We start from the raw sequence: 17104 nt of genomic DNA on the forward strand, positions 1-17104 counted from the left end.
TGGGGCGAAAGGGACTATACGCGGAGCGGCGTTGCAGTGCGTATGAGCCTCCGGCAGTTCGTCCGCGGCACCGTCCCGTGGTCGTCGCTCGAAGCGGTCGCCCGCGAGATGGCCGAGCGCTACGACCAGGAGCGCGTGCGCGTCACGTTCCTGGAGGCGGACAACTGGTTCTCCACGCCCGCCGTCGTGAACGACCGGTGGTTTTGTAAGATCGTCTCCCCGCAGAACGCCTTCGTCCACTCGCTGTTCACGGGGATGCGGAACCTCGGCATCTTCTCTGCGGGCGCGGAGGGGTTCTTCGAGCCGTTCGACGGTCCCGTGGAGATGGCCGAACACGAACTGGCGGCGACGCGACGGATGCGCGAGGCGGGCCTCAACGTCCCCGAGCCGATCGAGGTGTTCGCCGTCGACGACCTCGGCGTCCTCGTCATGGAGTACCTCCCGGACTTCGAGACCCTCGACGACCTCCCGGCCGCGGGGATCGAGGCCCGCGCGCCCGAGCTGTTCGCCGCGTTGCGGACGATGCACGACCACGGCCTCGCACACGGCGACCTCCGCGCCGAGAACGTCCTCGTCCACCGCGGCGACCTCTACTTCATCGATGCGACGCGGGTCCGCGAGGACGCGGACGTCGAACGCTCCGCGCAGGCGTACGACCTCGCGTGCGCGCTCGCCGTCCTCGAACCGCTCGTCGGCGCGGAGGTCGCCGTGCGCGCGGCCCGCTCGGCCTTCGACGTCGAGGCGCTGCTCGCCGCCCGGGAGTTCCTCGACTTCGTCGCCATCCGCCCCGATCACGACTTCGACGCCGCCGCGCTCCGCGGTGAACTCGAAGGCGCGGCCAGCGATCGAGACGGGTAGCGACGTGCCCCCGTTCGGCCCGGCGGTTCCCGCAGCCTCCGCCATACCTATACGTCCCGATTCGGAACGCGACGACCATGGAGGGGGACGAGCGGTCCGTGACGGTACAGGAGAAACTCGAGGAGGCCTTAGAGCACGCCGAGAACGACCGAACGCGCTACCTGCTTCGGAGCGCGCTACAGGACCTCCTCATCGACGTGAACGTAGACGAGGAGTCGGACTGAGCTGTCGGATGCGGGGAACGGTGGGAGGCGATGGGGGTGGCCCCACCTTGTCGGCAGGGGCCGGTGGTCGTCCGGCGCGGGATTCCGGACGACTCGGGGTCGGCGTGGAGACGAGGTGCGGGCGTTAGTGCCAACACGCGACGAGAAAAGCGTCTCGCGTCGGCATCCCTTCATTCGCCCTCCGCGCGTAAAAAGTTATCTACCGACGGCCGATTCACGACCGTCGGTCGTCGAGCGCGGGGAACGAGTCGCGGACCGATCGGACGCGCTCGGGGTCGATGTCGGTGACAACGAGCGTCGCCTCGTCGCCGGCGCTCGCCACCGGCGTCCCCCACGGGTCGTAGACGGTCGAGCGCCCGAGCAGCCGTGACTCGCCCTGCTCGCCGACGCCGTTGACCGCGCCGAGGTACCACTGGTTCTCGACGGCGCGCGCCCGCGAGAGCGTTCGCCAGTGCTCGACGCGCGGATACGGCCACGCCGACGGAACGAGGACGAGCGTGACGCCCCGATCGAGGAGGTCGCGGTAGAGTTCGGGGAAACGGAGGTCGTAGCACGTCGTCGCCGCGACGGTGAAGCCGCCGACGTCCGCGGTGTCGAGTCGGTCGCCCGGCGCGAGCAGGTCGGCCTCGCGCGAGTCGTACCCGAACAGGTGCCGTTTACGGTAGACGAGGCGGCGCTCGCCGGTCCGGTCGAAGAGCACGCTCGTGTTCGCGTAGCCGTCGGCGCTGGGGGTCTCGAACCCGGCGGCGGCGCTCGCTTCGAGGTCCTCGACGACGCTCCCCGCGAGAACCGCGATCCCGTGGTCCGCGGCGGCGTCGGCGAGGGCGTCGAGTCGAGGGCCGTCGAGACCCTGGGCGGCGCTCGGGTAGTCGTCGAACGAGAAGTACCCGACGTCCCACAGCTCGGGGAGCGCTACGAGGTCCGCCCCGCGGTCGGCCGCCGCCGCGACGGCGTCGCGTGCCGCCCGCTCGTTCGCCGTGACGTCGCCCGCCGCGGGGTCGAACTGGGCGAGTGCGAGGCGCATCGCGGGCTACGACTCCCGGGAGCCGAGCTCCCGTTCGAGGTTGTCGAGCTCGTCGTCGAGCTTGCGCTTGAAGAAGGACTCCACGCCGGGGAACTTCCCCTCGACGACGAAGGTGTTGTGGAGCAGACAGCCGTCCTCGGTCGGCTCGATCTCGTGCTCTCCGGTGACGTTCAGCACGGAGGACTTCCCGACGAACTCGACGTATTCGCCCTCGCGGCGATCGACGTCGCGCGTCTCGACTTCGATGGTCCGCCGGACGACGGGGAGTTCGACGAACCAGACGGTGACGTCACCACGGCGCTCGTAGCCGGTGACGACGCTGATGGCCGACGCGCGCTTCGTCGGGTCGGCGATGAACTCCCAGACGTCCGCCGCGGGGACGTCCAACTCGAACGTCCGTTCGACCCGGACAGTCATACGTGGAGGTGAAGCAGCGCGAGCAAAAAACCGCCGGTTCGACTCACGCCGGTTCGACGCGCCAGGTCGTCGACTTCGAACGCCCCCACTTCTCGATGTCGACGTCCTCCGATTTCTCGGCGAGCCGGGGGAGGCGCGCCCCGACCTGTTTGGCGGTGAGGCCGAGGTTGCCGGCGATCGTCTTCGCCCGGAAGTACCGCTCGCCGGCCGCGACGCTCTCGTTGAGGTAAGCGAGGATGCGGCGTTCGTCCTCGGTGTACTCCGTCATGGGTCTGTGTAAACGGCTCGCGTGCTTAACCGTTTCCGGTCCCGGGACCCTCAGGCGAACGCGTGGAACGCCGCGACGGAGAGGGCGGCGAACGCGACCGCGACGGCGAACCCGGTCGAGACGGCGACCCCCGTGAGCACGCCGAGCGCGCCGAGCGTCGCGATCGCACCGCAGACCAGTCCGACTCCGATTCCCTCATCAGTGGTCGTCTCTGTCACGCGTCCGCATACCGACGCCCGCGACTTAGCGCCTGCGGTCCCCGTCCCGTGACGCAAGGCTTTCGACGGTCGCGGCCGCTCACGGCGCATGGACATCCGCGCGCTCGCGTTCGGGACGCGTCGCCGCTCGGTCGCCGTCGGTCTCATCGCCGTCGTCGGCGTCGTCGCGGCGGCCGTCGCCCTCGGCTGGATCGGTGCGCCGTCGGTCGCGGCGACGCAGAACACCTTCGCGGACGTCGACGAGACGACGACGACCGTCGACACCGCGCTAACGATCCGCAACCCGAACCCGCTCGCGGTCCGTCTGGGCGGCGTGAGCGTCGACTACACCGTCTCGATGAACGGCGTCGGGTTGGCGCGCGGGGAGAAGCGCGGCGTCGCGGTCAGCACCGGGAACACGACCCTGCGCTTCGAGAGCTACATCCGCAACGAGCGCATCCCGACGTGGTGGACGAGCCACGTCCGGAACGGCGAGGAGACGACGGTCTCCGTGGCCGCGGACGTCACCTCGGGCACCCTCGGACGCACCGTCCACGTCGTTCCCGTGACGCGGACCGTGACCACGAACATCAGCGATCAGTTCAACTCGACGGCCGACCGGCCGGTGAACGCCAGCCTCCCGCTCGTGAGCGATCCCGTCCTCGTCGTCGACGAGACGCGCGCGCACTGGGGGAACGTGACGAACGAGTCGACGCCCCTGGAGACCTCGTTCGTCGTCCACAACCCGAAGCCCGTCCCCGTCGCCATCGGCGGAATCGGGTACGACGTGACGATGAACGACGTCGCGGTGGGGAGCGGCGAGACGGAGCACACCGTCGTCATCCCGCCCGGGGGGACGCGGACCGTGCGCGCCGAGACGGTCATCGACACCGAGCGGATCGACGAGTGGTGGGTGACGCACCTCCGACGGAACCAAAAGACGGACGTCGCCATCGACTTCTACGCGCGCCTCTCCGTCGACGGGGCGAAGGGGGTACGCGTGCCGTTGCACGGGCTCACGTACCGGGAGACGATCGAGACGGACATCTTCGGGACGAAGAACGCGAGCGCGAACGCATCGGCCGGCGGGACGGGCGCGCCCGACTCGTCGAACGCGTCCGCGAACGAATCCGCCGACGGGAGTTCTCGCGACGGCTTCGTTTCCGACGGACCGAACGCGACGACCAGCGACGGTCTCAGCGGCGTTCTCGACGGCGGTACGACGGAGACCGACACGGCGACGACATCGGAGAGCACGACGGGAGGAACGACGACGGAGAACACGACGGCGGTGACGACGGAAGGAACGACTACGACGGGAGGGACGTCGACGGCGGGAGAGACGTCGGCGGGAGGGGATACGACGAGTACGACGACGAGAGGTACGACGACCGACGGCCTGCTCGCCCTCGGTGCGCCCTGATCACTCCAGGGTCGTGTGTGCCGACTGCTCGTTGAGCGCGAGGTTCGCGGCGATCTCCGCGTTCCGCATGGCGAGCTCGGCGATCTGTTGGAGGCTCACGAGGACGTCCCGCACGCGGAGCAGGCGGAGGTTCTCCATCTCGGGGAGCGCTTCGAGCATCTCGGTTTCGAGGTCCGCGACCTGCGCGAAGCGCTCGCGGCATTGGACGTGCTTCGCGTAGTCGCGCTCGACGACGGCCTCGACGGCGAGGCGCGTGAGCTCGTCGACCTCGTCGGTGAACTCGCGGATCTGGCGCATCGTCGCGTTGTCGACGTCGAGGGTGTGGCCGTCGGATTCGAGGACGATCTCCGCGATGTCCTCGGCGTTGTCCGCGGTGAGTTCGAGGTTCTTCGCCACCGACCGGTAGCCGATGAGCGAGAACCCGTCGTCGAGGCCGACGGCGCGCGCGAGGTTCGGGTTCTCGTAGGCCGTGAAGATGAGTCGGAGGAGGAGGACGAAGATCTTGTTCGCCTGCCGCTCGCGGTTGAGCGCGCGCTCGGCGAGGTCGGGGTTGCCGTGCGCGAGCGCCTTCACGGCCTCTCCGCGCATCGTGCTCCCCGTGTTCTCCAGTCGCTGGAGGAGGTTGTCGAGCGTGAAGTCCTCGGGGTCGACCGAACAGCGGATGGTGATTCGCTCGGGGGTCTCCTCGACGACGCCGAGTCCCATCAGCTGCGTCTCGGCCTTGTAGACGGCGTTGATGTGGTCGCTGTCGAGGGTGTCCTCGTCCGTGACGTGGATGACGCGTCGACCGAGGACGTACTGGCCGACGATGGCGCGCTCCACCGCCGCGGCGTCGAACGTCTCGGCGTGAATCGTCGCCTCGCTCTCGTCGTCGCTCGCCGACGCCGGCGTCACCGTCAGCGTCCCCTTCCCGCTCTCGCGGACCGTGACCTCGTCCCCCTTCTCGACGTTCTGCGATCGGGCCCACTGCGCGGGAAGCGTCATCGCCAGCGTCGACGGCCCGAGTCGCTGCACCTTTCGGCTCTCCATATCTCGACCGTAGCCACTGCACTACCTTAATCTTGCGCTCGACACATTATATTCTCTAAGGAACTTGCTTCGAATACCCGATGCGCCGAACAGGGCTCCCGAACGACTCGACGATTCCGCACCGATGCGCGTAGAGACGCCTCACGGCCGCGGTGCTCTCCGTGTATACCATCGCCTTACGTCCTTAAGGACGTTATTCGACCTTCACGAGCCGGCGGGTGTGACGACCCGTCCGGACCTCGATCCAGCCTCGGAGGTCCGCGTCGAGGGCCGTATCGCCCGTATCGACGTGGAGGACACCGGTCGCCGCGAGCTTCTCCGGCGAGGCGACGACCGCGAGCTCCGATCGGCGCACGATCGCGGGGCTGAGCTGTTGGTTCCCCCGTCCGAGGACGAACCCCTGTCCGCCGATCGGCGAGACGACGACGACGGTGCGCTCCCCGAGGGCGTCGAGGAGCTCGGCCTCGCTCCCGTCGCGGACGAGCAGCTCGCCGTCGCGCCAGGCGTCGACGCCGAGCGGGGACCCCTCGATTCCGAGCGCGCGCTCGATGGCGCCGACCGTCCCGCCGGGCCCGAAGAGGTACGTTACGCCCGCCTCGGCGTCCGCGGCGAACCCGGCCGCGAGGGTGTCGACGCTCCCCGAGGTGCGCTGCTTGCCCGACTGAAGCGCCGGGGCGACCGGCACCGTCGCCACCGCCCGCAGTTCCGCGCGGACCTCGCCCGCGCGGTACGCGTCCTCGTCGATGTCGTTCACCTCGCGGCGCTCCGTCCGCTCGAACGTCGCCGCGATCCGCCCGGCGTCGCGCGGCGTCCGCGCGAACACCGACGAGTAGACCTTCACGCCCGCGGGGACGCCGAGCATCGGCGTCTCACTCCCCGCTTCATCGATCGCGTCCGCGACGTCCGTCGCGGTCCCGTCGCCGCCGACGAAGAGGACGAGATCGACGCGGCGCTCGACGAACGCGCGCACCGCGTCGCGGGTGTCAGTGGCCGTCGTCTCCGCACCCGCTGGTCGACCGACGACCGTCGGGGCGAAGCCGGCCTCCCGGGCCGCGTTCTCGCCCATCGCGTCGCCGTACGCGAGCAGGGCGATTCCGTGTCCGTCCCCCGCGTCCGTCGCGTCGGCCGCGTCCGCGAGCGCTCGAAGCGCCGCGAGCGCGCGCTCCGGTGCGCGCGGCTCCGCACCGCGTTCGCGCGCCTCTTCGACCCGATCGTCCGTCCCCTTCAGGCCGACGCGCCCACCCATCCCGGCGATCGGGTTGACGACGACGCCGATCGTGCGCATTCGCCCCCGCTTCGCGCGCCCCGCGTAAAGCCCGTTCGCCACGACCGCGACGGCGATGCTAAACGGTTAAGGGCGCGCCCGCAGAACCGATCGCGTATGTTCGCACCCCTCGCGGAGACCGCGCTCCCCCTCAGTGCGGTGAGCTGGATCGTCCTCGTGCTCGGCATCGTCCTCGCCGCCGCCTGGTGGGCCTACGAGGTCCGCTGACCGCGTCCGCTACTCCTCGCCGCCGTCGACGCGCTCGCGGAGCCACGCGGCCGCCTCGCTCACTTCCCCCGCGTCCGCGCCGCGGATCCGAACCCGGACGCCGTCCCCCGGATAGCTCCCGACGGTGACGTCGAAGCGCTCGCGGACGCCCTCGATCCGATCGACGAGCGCGCTCTCCGGCTCGGCGGCGTACACCGTCTCGACGACGCGCGTCTCGCCCCCGAACTCCCCGGAGACGCGCTCGAAGACGGCTCGCATCTCGTCGGGCACCCCCGGGAGCACGTAGCAGTTCGCCACGACCGCACCCGGCGCGACGCCCGCGTCGTTCGCCAAGAACCGCGCCCCCTCGGGGAGGGCCGTCGCGTCCGCGTCCGCGTTCGAGTAGCCGTCGCGCGTCTCGAAGTACGCGACTGCGTCGGGGTGTGCGATCAGATCGCGGTCGAACGCCGCCGCGACCCCGGCCATCGTCACGTCGTCCGGCGTCGGCCCGAGGCCGCCCGTGACGATCACGGCGTCGTAGCCCGTCGAGAGGAGGCGAACGGTCGTCTCGATCGTCTCGCGCTCGTCGGGGACGACGACGACGCGCGCCACCGTCGCGCCCCGCTCGGTGAGTTGGCGGCCGAGCCACGCCGCGTTCGTGTTCGTCGTCTCTCCCGCGAGCACTTCGTCGCCGACGGTCAACACGGCCACGTCCATGAGCCGATCACCGCACCGCGGTGGGAAAAAAGCGCCCGTCGTCGACGCCGGTGGGGACGGGGAGCCGGGCGGCGATCACCGGGTCCGCCCTGCCTTCACTCCTCGCGGACGTCGAGGCCGCTCTCCGCGCGCTCGCGTTCGAGGCGACGGATCTGACGCCGATAGTAGACGATCCCGCCGACGGCGACGAGTCCGCCGAGCGCGAGCAGTCCCGCGAAGAGGTAGACGTCGCGCAGCAAGAAGAACTGGAGGCTGAGCGACTCGGCGTCCACGCTGTCCCAGCGGACGTGCACGCGATCGTCGACGATGGTCCGCTCGTACCCGCCGGGACTGACGCTCCCGAAGACGGGGACGCGAACGCGCATCCCCGCGGGGAGGATCACCTCGTGTGACCGCTCCGGGAGGACAACGGGCACGTCGAGCGACCGATCGCCCATCGGCGCGGTGTACGCGAACTGCCCGCGATCACCGGGCGGCGTCACCGTCACCGCGTCGCGCGACTGCGAGACGTCGATGGCGGTGGCGTTCACCACCGTTCCGTTCGGGTAGCGAAACTGGATCGCGCGGATCGGGATCGGCCGCTCGCCGGTGAACTGGCTCGTCTGCGAGAAGCGCATCGCGCTCCCGTTCGTTCCGGTCACGTTCAACACCGCCCGGTACTGCCCGCCGGTTGCGTTCACGACCGCCGAGGCGTTCTGCGCCTGGGTCGCGTTCCACTCGTACGTCGCGTTCTGGTTGAGCTGCTGATCGCTGACCGTGCTCGTGCCGAGACAGCCGGCGCTCACCGCGAGCAGGCCGACCGCCGCGAGCAGGAGGAGCCAGCGCCGTCGCATCGTCAGGGGACCACGCAGAGCAGTTCCGCGGGGACGTACTCACCGATGCTGGCGAGCAGCCCCGGCGCGTCCGTGTCCTCCCGGCAGACGATGCTCTGCTCCAGGAGCCCGAGGCGCTCGACGGTCACGATGTCGCGGGCGTGACCCGCGCGGTTGACGGTCGCGCGCACTTCGGCGCGCGTCGCCGAGTTCACGTTCACGCGCCCCGACTCCGCGCGCGTCCAGTCGTAGAGTCGGTCGCGTTCCGCGTCCGCGAGCTCGTGGCCGTCCGTCGCGTCGTAGACGAAGCGCAGGGGGACGTGTTGGACGAGCCCGAAGCGCGTGCGGACCTGCTCGGGCGTCCCGGGACCGAGGCCGATGCCGTCGGCCGGGATCCGAACCTCCTCACCGGCGTCGAGGACGAAGCCGTCGTCGTCCCACGCCTCAAGGGTACCGACGTACGTCTCGCCGTCGGCGAACTCGGGCGTGATCGTCCCCCACTCCTCGCGGAGGACGTTGCGGGCGACGGGCGCGTCGTCCCCGTCGAGCGTCACGGACGGGAACCCGTCGTGGCGCAGCCCGATGTCGAAGGAGACGTCGAGGTCGCCAAGGGCGTTGCCGACGAGCGATCCGAGGGAGTCGAGCGCGCGCTCGCGGGCGTCGCCCTCGACGTAGACTTTCGTCGCGAGAACGACCATTCAGACGATACCCAGTTCGGTTTCGAGCGCTTCGAGACGCTCGTCGATGGCCTCGGCCATCTCGTCGTTCTCCATCGCCTCCAGGGGCGAACCGCACTCGGGGCACTCGAAGCCGAAGTCCATCGCCTCGTCGAACTCGAAGCGGATCGAGTCCACCTCACAGAGGTAGAACTCGTTGTCACGCTCGTACTCCCGACGCTCCGCTAAGGCCTCGCGCAGTCGCTCCATCTCCTCGTGGAGGTTCCCCGGGACGTTCTCGTAGTGGAACGTCCAGAGGTAGGTGAGCCACCCCGAGTCCTCGTCTCGCACCCGCCGATAGGTCGCCAGATCGTTCTCGTAGAGGATGAACAGCGCCCGGCGGACGTCGTTCAGTTCGAGGTCGAGGCGCTCCGCGAGTTCCTCGTCCGTCACCTCGCCGTCCGGCGGTGCCGCCGCTACCGGCATCCCCTTCGGTCCGACAAGCTCGTGGAGGTATTTCTGTACGACTGGGTCCTCCAACAACCCCTCGAAAGCCATGATGCGTGAAACTCGGGGCCGAGCGACCCTTAATACCATCGGGTACGATGCACGCGGGGCCGAGCGATGGCGAGGGCGTTCACGAGACGCACTGCGTCTCGTGCGCCAACCGGAACGCGGTGCGTTCCGGTGACGCCGCGTTTAGAGCGAGCGGGGAGCGAACGACCGTGAGCGATGTGTGAGCCGCGCGCAGCGAGGTCTCGGTACACACGAGCGGGGAGTGAGACCGAGCCGCGAGTCCTGAGACGCCGTCGAGGCGCACCGAGGATTCATCACGCCCCGGTGTCGACTCGTCAACGTGTCCCTCCGAGAGTTCCGAGAAGCCACTCGCGAGCGCGGATTCGTCCGCCACGCCCTCCTCTGGGCGGTCGTCGCCCTCGCCCTTACGGTCGTCAACGATTGGTCGCCCGTCGGGTTCGTCCTCTGCTACGCCGCGATGCTCGGGGTCGAACTCCTCTTTGTCGCGTCCGTCGTCCTCGGCGTCCCCGGGTGGATCCGACAGGCGGTCGTCGGGATCTGCGTGATCGCGATGGGCGCGGCCGCCCTCCTCCTCGACGCGGGGAGCGCCGGCCTCGGCGCCACGGTCGCTTCCGTCGTGCTGGTGCTCCTCGGTCTCGTGAGCCTCGCCAGCGCGTTTCGCGACTCGCCGGTGGCCGCCACGTGACGGCGCCGACGAAAACGGCTTAGCAGTCAGGCGACCAATCATTCGCCCGTGTCACTTCACGAGTTCCCCGACGCCCTTCGCGAGCACACGAACGCGGGCGTCCTCGCCGGTTGGCTGGTGGTCGCCGTCGCGGTCACGTTCTGGAGCGGCGAGTCGCTCGGCGGCTTCACCGTCCTCGCGGCGTCGGGCGTCGCCGTCCCGTTCTCGGCCGCCCTCGCGGACGCGTTCGACGTTCCGTATCGGTCCAGGAAGGCGGCCAGTGGCGCCACTCTCTGTGCCCTCGGGGTCGCTATCGCCGACTGGGGGGTCGACGCGCACGCCGTCCTCTTGGTGCTCGTCGGCGTCGGGGCCGCTGTCGTGGGCGTGCGCGGGCTGTTTCGTGCCCTCCGAGACCTGGACCGCCGTGTGAACGGCGAAACGGTTTAGCGTTCGAGAGCAGACGTCTCTCACATGTCCCTCCGTCGTTCCGCACGGCCGCGAACGAACGCGAACTCGCCCGTAGAGTCGCGTTCTGGGTCGTTACGGCTGCCGTGCTGACCGTCCTCATCGGGTGGTCCGTCGCCGGCTTTGCTCTCCTCCTTACCGTCCTCATTGCGGCGTCCATCGCACCGGCCGTCGCCGCCGCGTTCGGCGTTCCCGCGTGGGTCCGATCGGTCGTCGGGGGGTGTTGTGCGGTCGCGTTCGGTGCGGCCGGCCTCTACGCGTACGCGGGTTCGTCGGCACCGCTGATGACGCTCCTCGCGGCCGGGTTCGTGCTCGCCGGGACCCTGATCGCCGTTCGCGCCCTCCGCGACCGGTCGGACGCGGCGTGACGCCACGCCGCCGCTGACCGGGGCGCTTTTCGCGCGACGCGTCGAAACCCGCCCGTGATGCAGACGCGCACCCTCGGCTGGCGCGCCGCCGAGGCCGCCGTCCTCGGCGGGTTCGCGCTCGCCATCGGCTTCGAGTACCCGGTAGCACTCGCCGTCGGCCTCGCCGCGCTCGCCGTCGGCCTCGCCGAGGCCGCGGGCGAGCGGTACGACGCCGCGACGGCGGCCCGGCACGCGACGCTCGCCATCGTATCGGGTGCGTTCGCCGCGCTCGCGCTCGTGCGGGGCGCGCGCTGGGTCGCCCTCGTCGCCGTCCCGCTCGCGTGTTGGTTCGCCCTCGACGCGCTTGCCCGGCGGTCCGGCGCGACGCCGCGCGCGACCGAGACCGCGCGCGGATCCCACGAGCCCCGGGCGGTCGACGAGACTGGCGTCGATCCCGACGCCTTCGCGGACGCGGACCTCGCGGGCGAGTGCCTGCGCGCGCTCCGCGACGAACCCCGAGCGCCCGCCGCGCTCGCGGACGGCCTCGGCGTCGAGACCGCACGCGTCCGGCAAGCGCTCGCCGTCCTCGACGCCCGCGGCACCGTCGAGCGTGACGACGACGGCCGATATCGGCTCGCGGGCGACGCGTTCGATCCGTTCACGCTCACCGTCCGACTGGCCGAGCGCGTCGCCGACCCGCTCTCCCGCCTTCGGTACTCACTCCTCTAGCTCGTCGGGCGAGACGACTGTCTTGCCCGTCTCCTCCGGGACGACGACCTGCTCGGCGTCGGTCCACTCGCGTTCGAGTTCGTCGCCCTCGAAGAGCCGATCGAGAAAGACGGCGAGGCCGGCGACCTCCGAGTGGGGTTGGTTCGTCACGCCGACGTTCCAATCGGCCTCGTCGTACACCTCGAAGGGGACCTTCTCGCCGCCGACGACGATCAGAAGGGGCTCGTCGGTCTCCTCGCGGGCCGCGCGGACTTCGCCCTCGACGTCCTGCACGCGTTCGCCGTACATCGTCAGGTGGACGACCCGGCCATCCCAGTCGCGGATCGTCGCCGCCTGCGAGTCGTCGAGTTCGGCGTCGAACGGGCCGCCGAAGCGCGTCGTGATGTCGCGGATCGTCTCCAGCGATTGGCCGGCGTTGTCCGGGAGGATCACGCGGTCCGCGCCGAGCGCGCGCGCCGTGAGCCCGACGTGCGTCGTCATCCGGTCGTCGCGTCCCGGTCGGTGGCCGAACCGGAGCACGGCGACTTCGGGGTCGTCCTGCATACCGCATTCGAGGGGCGTGGGTGGGTAACGGCTTACGGAACGCGGCGCGGGGGGTGAGAAAGGAAAAGGCACTTGCACCGCCTCGCGTTCGATGATCCATGGACCTCACGGACCGGACCGTCGTCGTAACGGGCGTTGCGGGCCTCGTTGGCTCGCACCTCGCCGCGCGACTGACGGCTGACAACCGCGTGATCGGTGTCGACGACCTCTCGAAGGGCGAGCGCGCGGCGGTGCCCGAGGGCGTCGACTTCGTCGAAGCCGACCTCCGCGACGCGGCGGAGACCGCCGACACGATCCCCGCTGACACGGACGTCGTCTTCCACCTCGCGGCGTACACGGACACGAACTTCGACGACGACCGGACGCTCTTCGAGGAGAACCAAGCGATGACGTACAACGTCCTCGAACGGATGGCGGACGTCGGGGCCTCGAAGATCGCGTTCACGTCCTCATCGACCGTCTACGGCGAGGCGCCGATGCCGACGCCCGAGGACTACGCGCCCCTCGAACCGATCAGTATCTACGGCGCGTCGAAGCTCGCCGACGAGGGACTGCTCTCCGTCTACGGCCACTCCTACGACTTCCAGGTGTGGCTCTTCCGGTTCGCCAACATCGTCGGGCCGCGCCAGCGCGGGACCGTCGTCCCGGACTTCATCGAGAAGCTCCTCGAAGACCCCAGGGAGCTGGAGATCCTCGGAAACGGCCGCCAGCAGAAGTCCTACATGCACGTTGATGAGTGCGTCGAGGCCATCGAGTACGTCGTCGAGCACGCAGATCGCGACGTGAACACGTACAACCTCGGGACGCGGACGACGACGTCGGTCAATCGGATCGCGGACGTCGTCGCGGACGTCCTCGATTGCGACCCCGACTACGCGTACACGGGCGGGGATCGGGGCTGGACGGGCGACGTCCCGAAGATGCGCCTCTCGATCGAGAAGCTCGCGGCGCTGGGGTGGGAGCCGAGTCAGTCGAGCGACGAGGCGGTCAGGAAAGCGACCGAGCAGCTGGCGGCGGAGATACGCGCGGAGCGCGAGGCCTGAGCGGGGACGGGTCGCGCCCGGCGCGGGGGTCGGTACGTTTTAACGCCCGTCGATCGAACGTGTCGGCCGATGGGGGACAGCTACGACGTGGGCGACGCCCTCCCGATCGACGAGATCCCGGCGGGCACGAACCTGATGATCGGCGGGCCGCCGATGACCGGGAAACGTGACCTCGCGCTCTCGCTCGTCGAGTCGGGCTGCCGTCGAGGCGAGGGCGCGCTCGTCGTCACGATGCGCGACGACGTGGAGCGGCTGCTCGATAAGTCCGCACCGCTCGCGGACGCGGTCGCGGAGGGACGGGCGGGCGTCGTCGACTGCGTGACGCGCGAGCGCGGCGAGGACGTCCGGGACAAGCGGTGGATCCGATACGCGTCCTCTCCGGGCGACGTGACCGACATCGGGATCCGCTCCGCGGGGCTCTTTCAGGCGCTCGACGAAGGGGGCGTCGAGCGCGTCCGCTCCGGGTTCGTCTCCATCCCGACGATGCTGATGTACACGGAGCCGCGCCGGCTCTTCCGGTTCCTCCACGTCTACACCGGCCGGATCCAGTCGGCCGGACAGCTCGGGTTCGCGCTCATCGAACTCGGCGACCGGGAGGCCTTCGATCGGTTCGCGCCGCTCTTCGACGGGATGGTGCAGACGCGGACGAACGAGGACGGCAAGCGCCAGCTCCGCGTCGTCGGCGTGACGTCGTCGCCGACCGAGTGGATCCCCTACTGAGTCAGGAGAACTGCTCCTCGACGGCGTCGTCGAGTTCCTCGCCCTCCGGTTCGCCCTCGGACTCGCGGAGCTCGCTCGCCGGATTCTCGATGTAGTCGAGCGCGATGTCGGTGAACGCGCCCGTGTCGACGACGCTGTCGCGATCGAAGGAGACGATGACGCCGCTCCACTGCCCGAGGGGCACCTGGAGGACGACGACCTCGTGGAACCACCGGACGCTCAGGTCGAGGTGGCCGAAGCGGGAGAACTCGGGCTGATCGAGCTCGTCGTCGAAGCCCTTGAGGATGAGGTTCTTCGTGGTCTCCTCGATCTCCTCGGGCGTCTGGGCGTCCGCGACGTCGTCGCGGGTGTAGAGGTGATCGTACGCCTCCCCGTCGTACGCGATCGCACGCCGGATCCGACCCACGTCGGCGTCCCGGAGCGCGTCGACGAACGCCTCGGCTTCCTCGTTCATACGTGTCCGTGTGACGCGGCGTGGGGTTAACCTTACCCCCTCGGCCGTCAGAGCGTTCTTGTACGCGGCGCACCGACGGTGTGGCGTGCACGCCGCCGTCGTCGTCGCGGGCGGTCGCTCGACCCGGTTCGGTGAGCGCGATAAGGCCGTCGCGTCGCTCGCCGGAACGCCGCTGATCCGCCGGGTCGCCGACCGGCTCGCCGGCCCCGTCGAGTCGCTCGTCGTGAACTGCCGGCCCGCCCAGCGCGACGCGATCGCGGACGCGCTCGCCGACTACCCGCGGCCGGTGACGTACGCCCTCGACGCGCCCGACCGCGCGGGCGAGGGGCCGCTCGCCGGGATGGGGGCGGGGTTGCGCGCGACGGACGCCGAGCGCGCGTTCGTCGTCGCCTGCGACGTGCCGTTCGTCGACCCCGCGTTCGTCCGCTACCTCTTCGATCGGGCGGCGGCGCGCGAGGCCGCGGTGCCGTACCGCGAGGGGTACCCCGAACCGCTCCACGCCGTCTACGAGGTCGAACCGGCCCTCGACGCGATCGAGCGCGCGCTCGACGGGGGGCGACGCCGCGCGGACGCGGCGCTCGACGCCCTCGACGCGAGCGCCGTCCGGGAGGCCGCGATCGGGACGCACGCGGCTCCGGGCGCGTTCACGAACCTGAACACGCGAGCGGCGCTCGACGCCGCCGAGGACCGGCTGCGCCGACGCTGAAAAGAGGGACGGGCCGTCACCGGGCGCGCTCCGCCTCCTCTTCGAGGAGTGCGGAGATGTACTGGTGTTCCCAGCTCTCGCGGTCGATGATCTCGCGCCGACCCCGTCTGGTCAGCGAGTAGGCGTTCGTCCGTTCGTCCTGCTTGCGCTTATCGACGAGCCCCTTCTCGCAGAGCGTATCGAGGTTCGGGTAGAGTCGGCCGTGATTGATCGCCGTCCCGTAGTACTCCTCGAGTTCGTCCTTGATGTCGAGCCCGTTGGGTTCGTCCAGCCCGCAGGTAACGAAGAGGAGGTCGCGCTGAAAGCCGGTGAGGTCGTGCATCGCGTGTCCAAACGGAAGATCGAACGCCGTTTAACTCCGGTGGCCAACGTGACCCCGGTCAGTGGTGGTGTCCTCGCCGATCGCGCCGCGGGCACCGGTGGCGGCGCGGCGGGCGTCGTCTCGCTGGCGACGCGCTCGGCGTCGGACGCCCGGCACGCGCGGGCGTCGTAGCGCATCATCGATCGTCATCGAATAACCGGAATCCGTTGCCGACGCTCTCGACGGAGCGTCACCGGTGACGGTACAGTCGTACCGTAATGCGGCCAGTTATCCCACTGAAACCGATAGCGGGGGTCACCCGTGGTATCACAACTGCTCATCGCGGCCGTTGTCGGCCTCGGAATCGGCGCCTGCCTCCAGAAGGGCCGGTTCTGCTTCGTCAACGCCTTCCGCGACCTCTTCGCGTACAAGGACACCCGCGTCACGAAGGGCGTCATCGCCGCCGTCCTGGTGACGATGGTGTTCTGGGGCACCGCCTATCAGTTCGGTTACTTCCAGGGCTTTTGGACCCCCGGCTGGGGGCTCACCGGCCTCGTCGGTGGGTTCGTCTTCGGCGTCGGGATGACGTACGCCGGGGCCTGCGCCTCGGGGACGCTCTACCGCGCCGGCGAGGGGTACGTCCAGTACTGGCTCACCCTGCTGTTCATGGGCGTCGGGTACGTCGCCTTCGTGATCGCGTTCCCGTCGCTCCAGTCCACGTACTTCGCCTCGCTGACGTTCGGTGAGGGCGTCTCGCTGTTCGAGATCTCCCCGGTCCCGGCCGGCCTCCTCGCCATCGCCGTCGCCGTCGTCGCCACGCTCGCCTACGCGACCGTCCTCGGTCGCCAGCACGCGGGCGGGAGCGAGCGCGCGACGGCCGCCGAGGCCCGTCCCGCGACGATCGTCGGGACGCCGGTCGTCGGCCTCCAGCGCCTCGCCGCCGGCACGCGCGCGTACGCCGCAGGCCTCCGCGACGCGTGGGCCGATCCGGTCGCCGCGAGCAAGCGCCCGTGGGACCCGCGGACCGCCGCGCTCGGCATCTCGGTCTTCGCGCTCATCTGGTTCACGAGCGTCTCGATCGTCGGCGTCACCGGTCCCGAGGCCCGCTGGAGCGGCTATCTGCTCTCGCTCGCCGGCGTCGACGCCGGCTCGTTCGCCTACTGGGGGTCAGTCCTCTTCCGCGGCGCCGGCGTCGGCGTCACGGTCGACATGGTGATGATCGCCTTCCTCGTCCTCGGCTCCGCGCTCGCCGCGTACTGGAGCGGCGACTTCTCGCTTCGCATGCCGCGCAAGCGTCGGCTCCCGAACGCCGTCCTCGGCGGGTTCGCCATGGGCGCCGGCTCCCGGCTCGCCCCCGGTTGCAACATCGGGAACATCTACTCCGGGCTCGCCGAGCTCTCCGTCCACTCGTTCATCGCGACGGTCGGCATCATCGCCGGCGTCTACGTGATGACGCACTGGATCTACCGCGAGGTCGGCTGCGCGATCTAACGGAACCG

The 17104-nt window shown here is 70.0% G+C and carries 25 protein-coding genes; 12 read left to right on the forward strand and 13 right to left on the reverse strand.

Translation table 11 applies throughout. The annotated features are described in order from the left end of the window. Positions 1 to 42 precede the first annotated feature (42 nt). Positions 43 to 858, forward strand: coding sequence for an RIO1 family regulatory kinase/ATPase domain-containing protein (locus J2754_RS05815; RefSeq protein ID WP_188878842.1), 816 nt, complete (start codon positions 43 to 45; stop codon positions 856 to 858). A 77-nt stretch (positions 859 to 935) separates the two neighbouring features. Beyond that, positions 936 to 1082, forward strand: coding sequence for a hypothetical protein (locus tag J2754_RS05820; protein WP_188878843.1), 147 nt, complete (start codon positions 936 to 938; stop codon positions 1080 to 1082). A 214-nt stretch (positions 1083 to 1296) separates the two neighbouring features. Here the strand turns inward: J2754_RS05820 and J2754_RS05825 are convergent, their stop codons facing one another. The 4 genes from J2754_RS05825 to J2754_RS05840 are packed head-to-tail and all read right to left on the reverse strand — an operon-like array spanning position 1297 to position 3009. Beyond that, a complete protein-coding gene (locus J2754_RS05825; RefSeq protein ID WP_188878844.1) occupies positions 1297 to 2106 on the reverse strand; it encodes a nitrilase-related carbon-nitrogen hydrolase in 810 nt (269 codons plus the stop codon). 6 nt (positions 2107 to 2112) lie between these two features. Beyond that, positions 2113 to 2523 carry an SRPBCC family protein gene (locus J2754_RS05830; RefSeq protein WP_188878846.1) on the reverse strand — a complete coding sequence of 137 codons (411 nt, stop codon included), beginning with the start codon at positions 2521 to 2523 and terminating at the stop codon, positions 2113 to 2115. Positions 2524 to 2566: 43 nt separating this feature from the next. Next, positions 2567 to 2791: a DUF7123 family protein gene (locus J2754_RS05835; RefSeq protein ID WP_188878847.1), complete on the reverse strand. Its 225-nt coding sequence runs from the start codon at positions 2789 to 2791 to the stop codon at positions 2567 to 2569. Between the two features lie 50 nt (positions 2792 to 2841). Next, the gene (locus J2754_RS05840) at positions 2842 to 3009 is read right to left on the reverse strand and encodes a DUF7525 family protein (protein ID WP_188878848.1); all 168 of its coding nucleotides are present in this window, start codon (positions 3007 to 3009) and stop codon (positions 2842 to 2844) included. Between the two features lie 88 nt (positions 3010 to 3097). Between J2754_RS05840 and J2754_RS05845 the strand changes: the two genes are divergently transcribed. Next, complete coding sequence (locus J2754_RS05845; protein WP_211086921.1) at positions 3098 to 4411, forward strand: LEA/WHy family protein; 1314 nt, start codon at positions 3098 to 3100, stop codon at positions 4409 to 4411. On the opposite strand, the gene J2754_RS05850 is transcribed toward J2754_RS05845, so the two are convergent. The 6 genes from J2754_RS05850 to J2754_RS05875 all read right to left on the reverse strand — a co-directional run bounded on the left by J2754_RS05850 (position 4412) and on the right by J2754_RS05875 (position 9654). After that, entirely contained in the window at positions 4412 to 5440 is a 1029-nt protein-coding gene (locus J2754_RS05850) for a phosphate signaling complex PhoU family protein (RefSeq protein WP_188878850.1), read from the reverse strand. 193 nt (positions 5441 to 5633) lie between these two features. Beyond that, positions 5634 to 6725, reverse strand: a complete 1092-nt coding sequence (locus J2754_RS05855) for an ATP-NAD kinase family protein (RefSeq protein WP_188878852.1) — start codon at positions 6723 to 6725, stop codon at positions 5634 to 5636. Positions 6726 to 6941: 216 nt separating this feature from the next. Further along, positions 6942 to 7628 carry a competence/damage-inducible protein A gene (locus J2754_RS05860; RefSeq protein WP_188878853.1) on the reverse strand — a complete coding sequence of 229 codons (687 nt, stop codon included), beginning with the start codon at positions 7626 to 7628 and terminating at the stop codon, positions 6942 to 6944. 95 nt (positions 7629 to 7723) lie between these two features. Beyond that, a complete protein-coding gene (locus J2754_RS05865; RefSeq protein WP_211086922.1) occupies positions 7724 to 8461 on the reverse strand; it encodes a DUF5803 family protein in 738 nt (245 codons plus the stop codon). A gap of 2 nt (positions 8462 to 8463) precedes the next feature. Further along, positions 8464 to 9138, reverse strand: a complete 675-nt coding sequence (locus J2754_RS05870) for a DUF2110 family protein (protein ID WP_188878855.1) — start codon at positions 9136 to 9138, stop codon at positions 8464 to 8466. Then, positions 9139 to 9654, reverse strand: coding sequence for a transcription factor (locus J2754_RS05875; RefSeq protein WP_188878856.1), 516 nt, complete (start codon positions 9652 to 9654; stop codon positions 9139 to 9141). 298 nt (positions 9655 to 9952) lie between these two features. Between J2754_RS05875 and J2754_RS05880 the strand changes: the two genes are divergently transcribed. From J2754_RS05880 to J2754_RS05895, 4 genes are all read left to right on the forward strand, one after another. Then, positions 9953 to 10318, forward strand: coding sequence for a hypothetical protein (locus J2754_RS05880; RefSeq protein ID WP_188878857.1), 366 nt, complete (start codon positions 9953 to 9955; stop codon positions 10316 to 10318). Positions 10319 to 10366: 48 nt separating this feature from the next. Then, positions 10367 to 10744 (forward strand): hypothetical protein, encoded by a 378-nt coding sequence (locus J2754_RS05885; RefSeq protein ID WP_211086923.1) that lies wholly within the window; start codon positions 10367 to 10369, stop codon positions 10742 to 10744. Positions 10745 to 10848: 104 nt separating this feature from the next. Then, positions 10849 to 11130: a hypothetical protein gene (locus J2754_RS05890; protein WP_188878860.1), complete on the forward strand. Its 282-nt coding sequence runs from the start codon at positions 10849 to 10851 to the stop codon at positions 11128 to 11130. 57 nt (positions 11131 to 11187) lie between these two features. Further along, the gene (locus tag J2754_RS05895; protein WP_188878861.1) at positions 11188 to 11838 is read left to right on the forward strand and encodes a helix-turn-helix domain-containing protein; all 651 of its coding nucleotides are present in this window, start codon (positions 11188 to 11190) and stop codon (positions 11836 to 11838) included. Here the strand turns inward: J2754_RS05895 and J2754_RS05900 are convergent. Continuing rightward, positions 11827 to 12381, reverse strand: a complete 555-nt coding sequence (locus J2754_RS05900) for a tRNA (cytidine(56)-2'-O)-methyltransferase (RefSeq protein ID WP_188878862.1) — start codon at positions 12379 to 12381, stop codon at positions 11827 to 11829. The two genes, J2754_RS05895 and J2754_RS05900, sit on opposite strands and share 12 nt — an antisense overlap. Before the next feature lie 98 nt (positions 12382 to 12479). Here J2754_RS05900 and J2754_RS05905 point away from each other — a divergent pair, with 98 nt between their 5' ends. After that, a complete protein-coding gene (locus tag J2754_RS05905) occupies positions 12480 to 13424 on the forward strand; it encodes an NAD-dependent epimerase/dehydratase family protein (protein WP_211086924.1) in 945 nt (314 codons plus the stop codon). A 69-nt stretch (positions 13425 to 13493) separates the two neighbouring features. Then, positions 13494 to 14144: an RAD55 family ATPase gene (locus J2754_RS05910; protein WP_188878864.1), complete on the forward strand. Its 651-nt coding sequence runs from the start codon at positions 13494 to 13496 to the stop codon at positions 14142 to 14144. Position 14145: 1 nt separating this feature from the next. Here the strand turns inward: J2754_RS05910 and J2754_RS05915 are convergent, their stop codons facing one another. Further along, entirely contained in the window at positions 14146 to 14598 is a 453-nt protein-coding gene (locus tag J2754_RS05915) for a DUF7522 family protein (RefSeq protein ID WP_188878865.1), read from the reverse strand. Between the two features lie 85 nt (positions 14599 to 14683). Here J2754_RS05915 and J2754_RS05920 point away from each other — a divergent pair, with 85 nt between their 5' ends. After that, entirely contained in the window at positions 14684 to 15304 is a 621-nt protein-coding gene (locus J2754_RS05920; protein WP_211086925.1) for a molybdenum cofactor guanylyltransferase, read from the forward strand. A gap of 16 nt (positions 15305 to 15320) precedes the next feature. On the opposite strand, the gene J2754_RS05925 is transcribed toward J2754_RS05920, so the two are convergent. Further along, positions 15321 to 15626, reverse strand: coding sequence for a helix-turn-helix transcriptional regulator (locus tag J2754_RS05925; RefSeq protein ID WP_188878867.1), 306 nt, complete (start codon positions 15624 to 15626; stop codon positions 15321 to 15323). A 48-nt stretch (positions 15627 to 15674) separates the two neighbouring features. Here J2754_RS05925 and J2754_RS16420 point away from each other — a divergent pair, with 48 nt between their 5' ends. Both J2754_RS16420 and J2754_RS05930 read left to right on the forward strand, forming a co-directional pair. Continuing rightward, positions 15675 to 15797 (forward strand): hypothetical protein, encoded by a 123-nt coding sequence (locus tag J2754_RS16420; protein ID WP_281063861.1) that lies wholly within the window; start codon positions 15675 to 15677, stop codon positions 15795 to 15797. 129 nt (positions 15798 to 15926) lie between these two features. Beyond that, positions 15927 to 17096, forward strand: a complete 1170-nt coding sequence (locus tag J2754_RS05930; protein ID WP_211086926.1) for a YeeE/YedE family protein — start codon at positions 15927 to 15929, stop codon at positions 17094 to 17096. The last annotated feature ends 8 nt before the right edge of the window (positions 17097 to 17104 follow it).

Origin of the sequence: Halarchaeum nitratireducens (assembly GCF_017874695.1) — an archaeon.
Lineage (GTDB): Archaea > Halobacteriota > Halobacteria > Halobacteriales > Halobacteriaceae > Halarchaeum > Halarchaeum nitratireducens.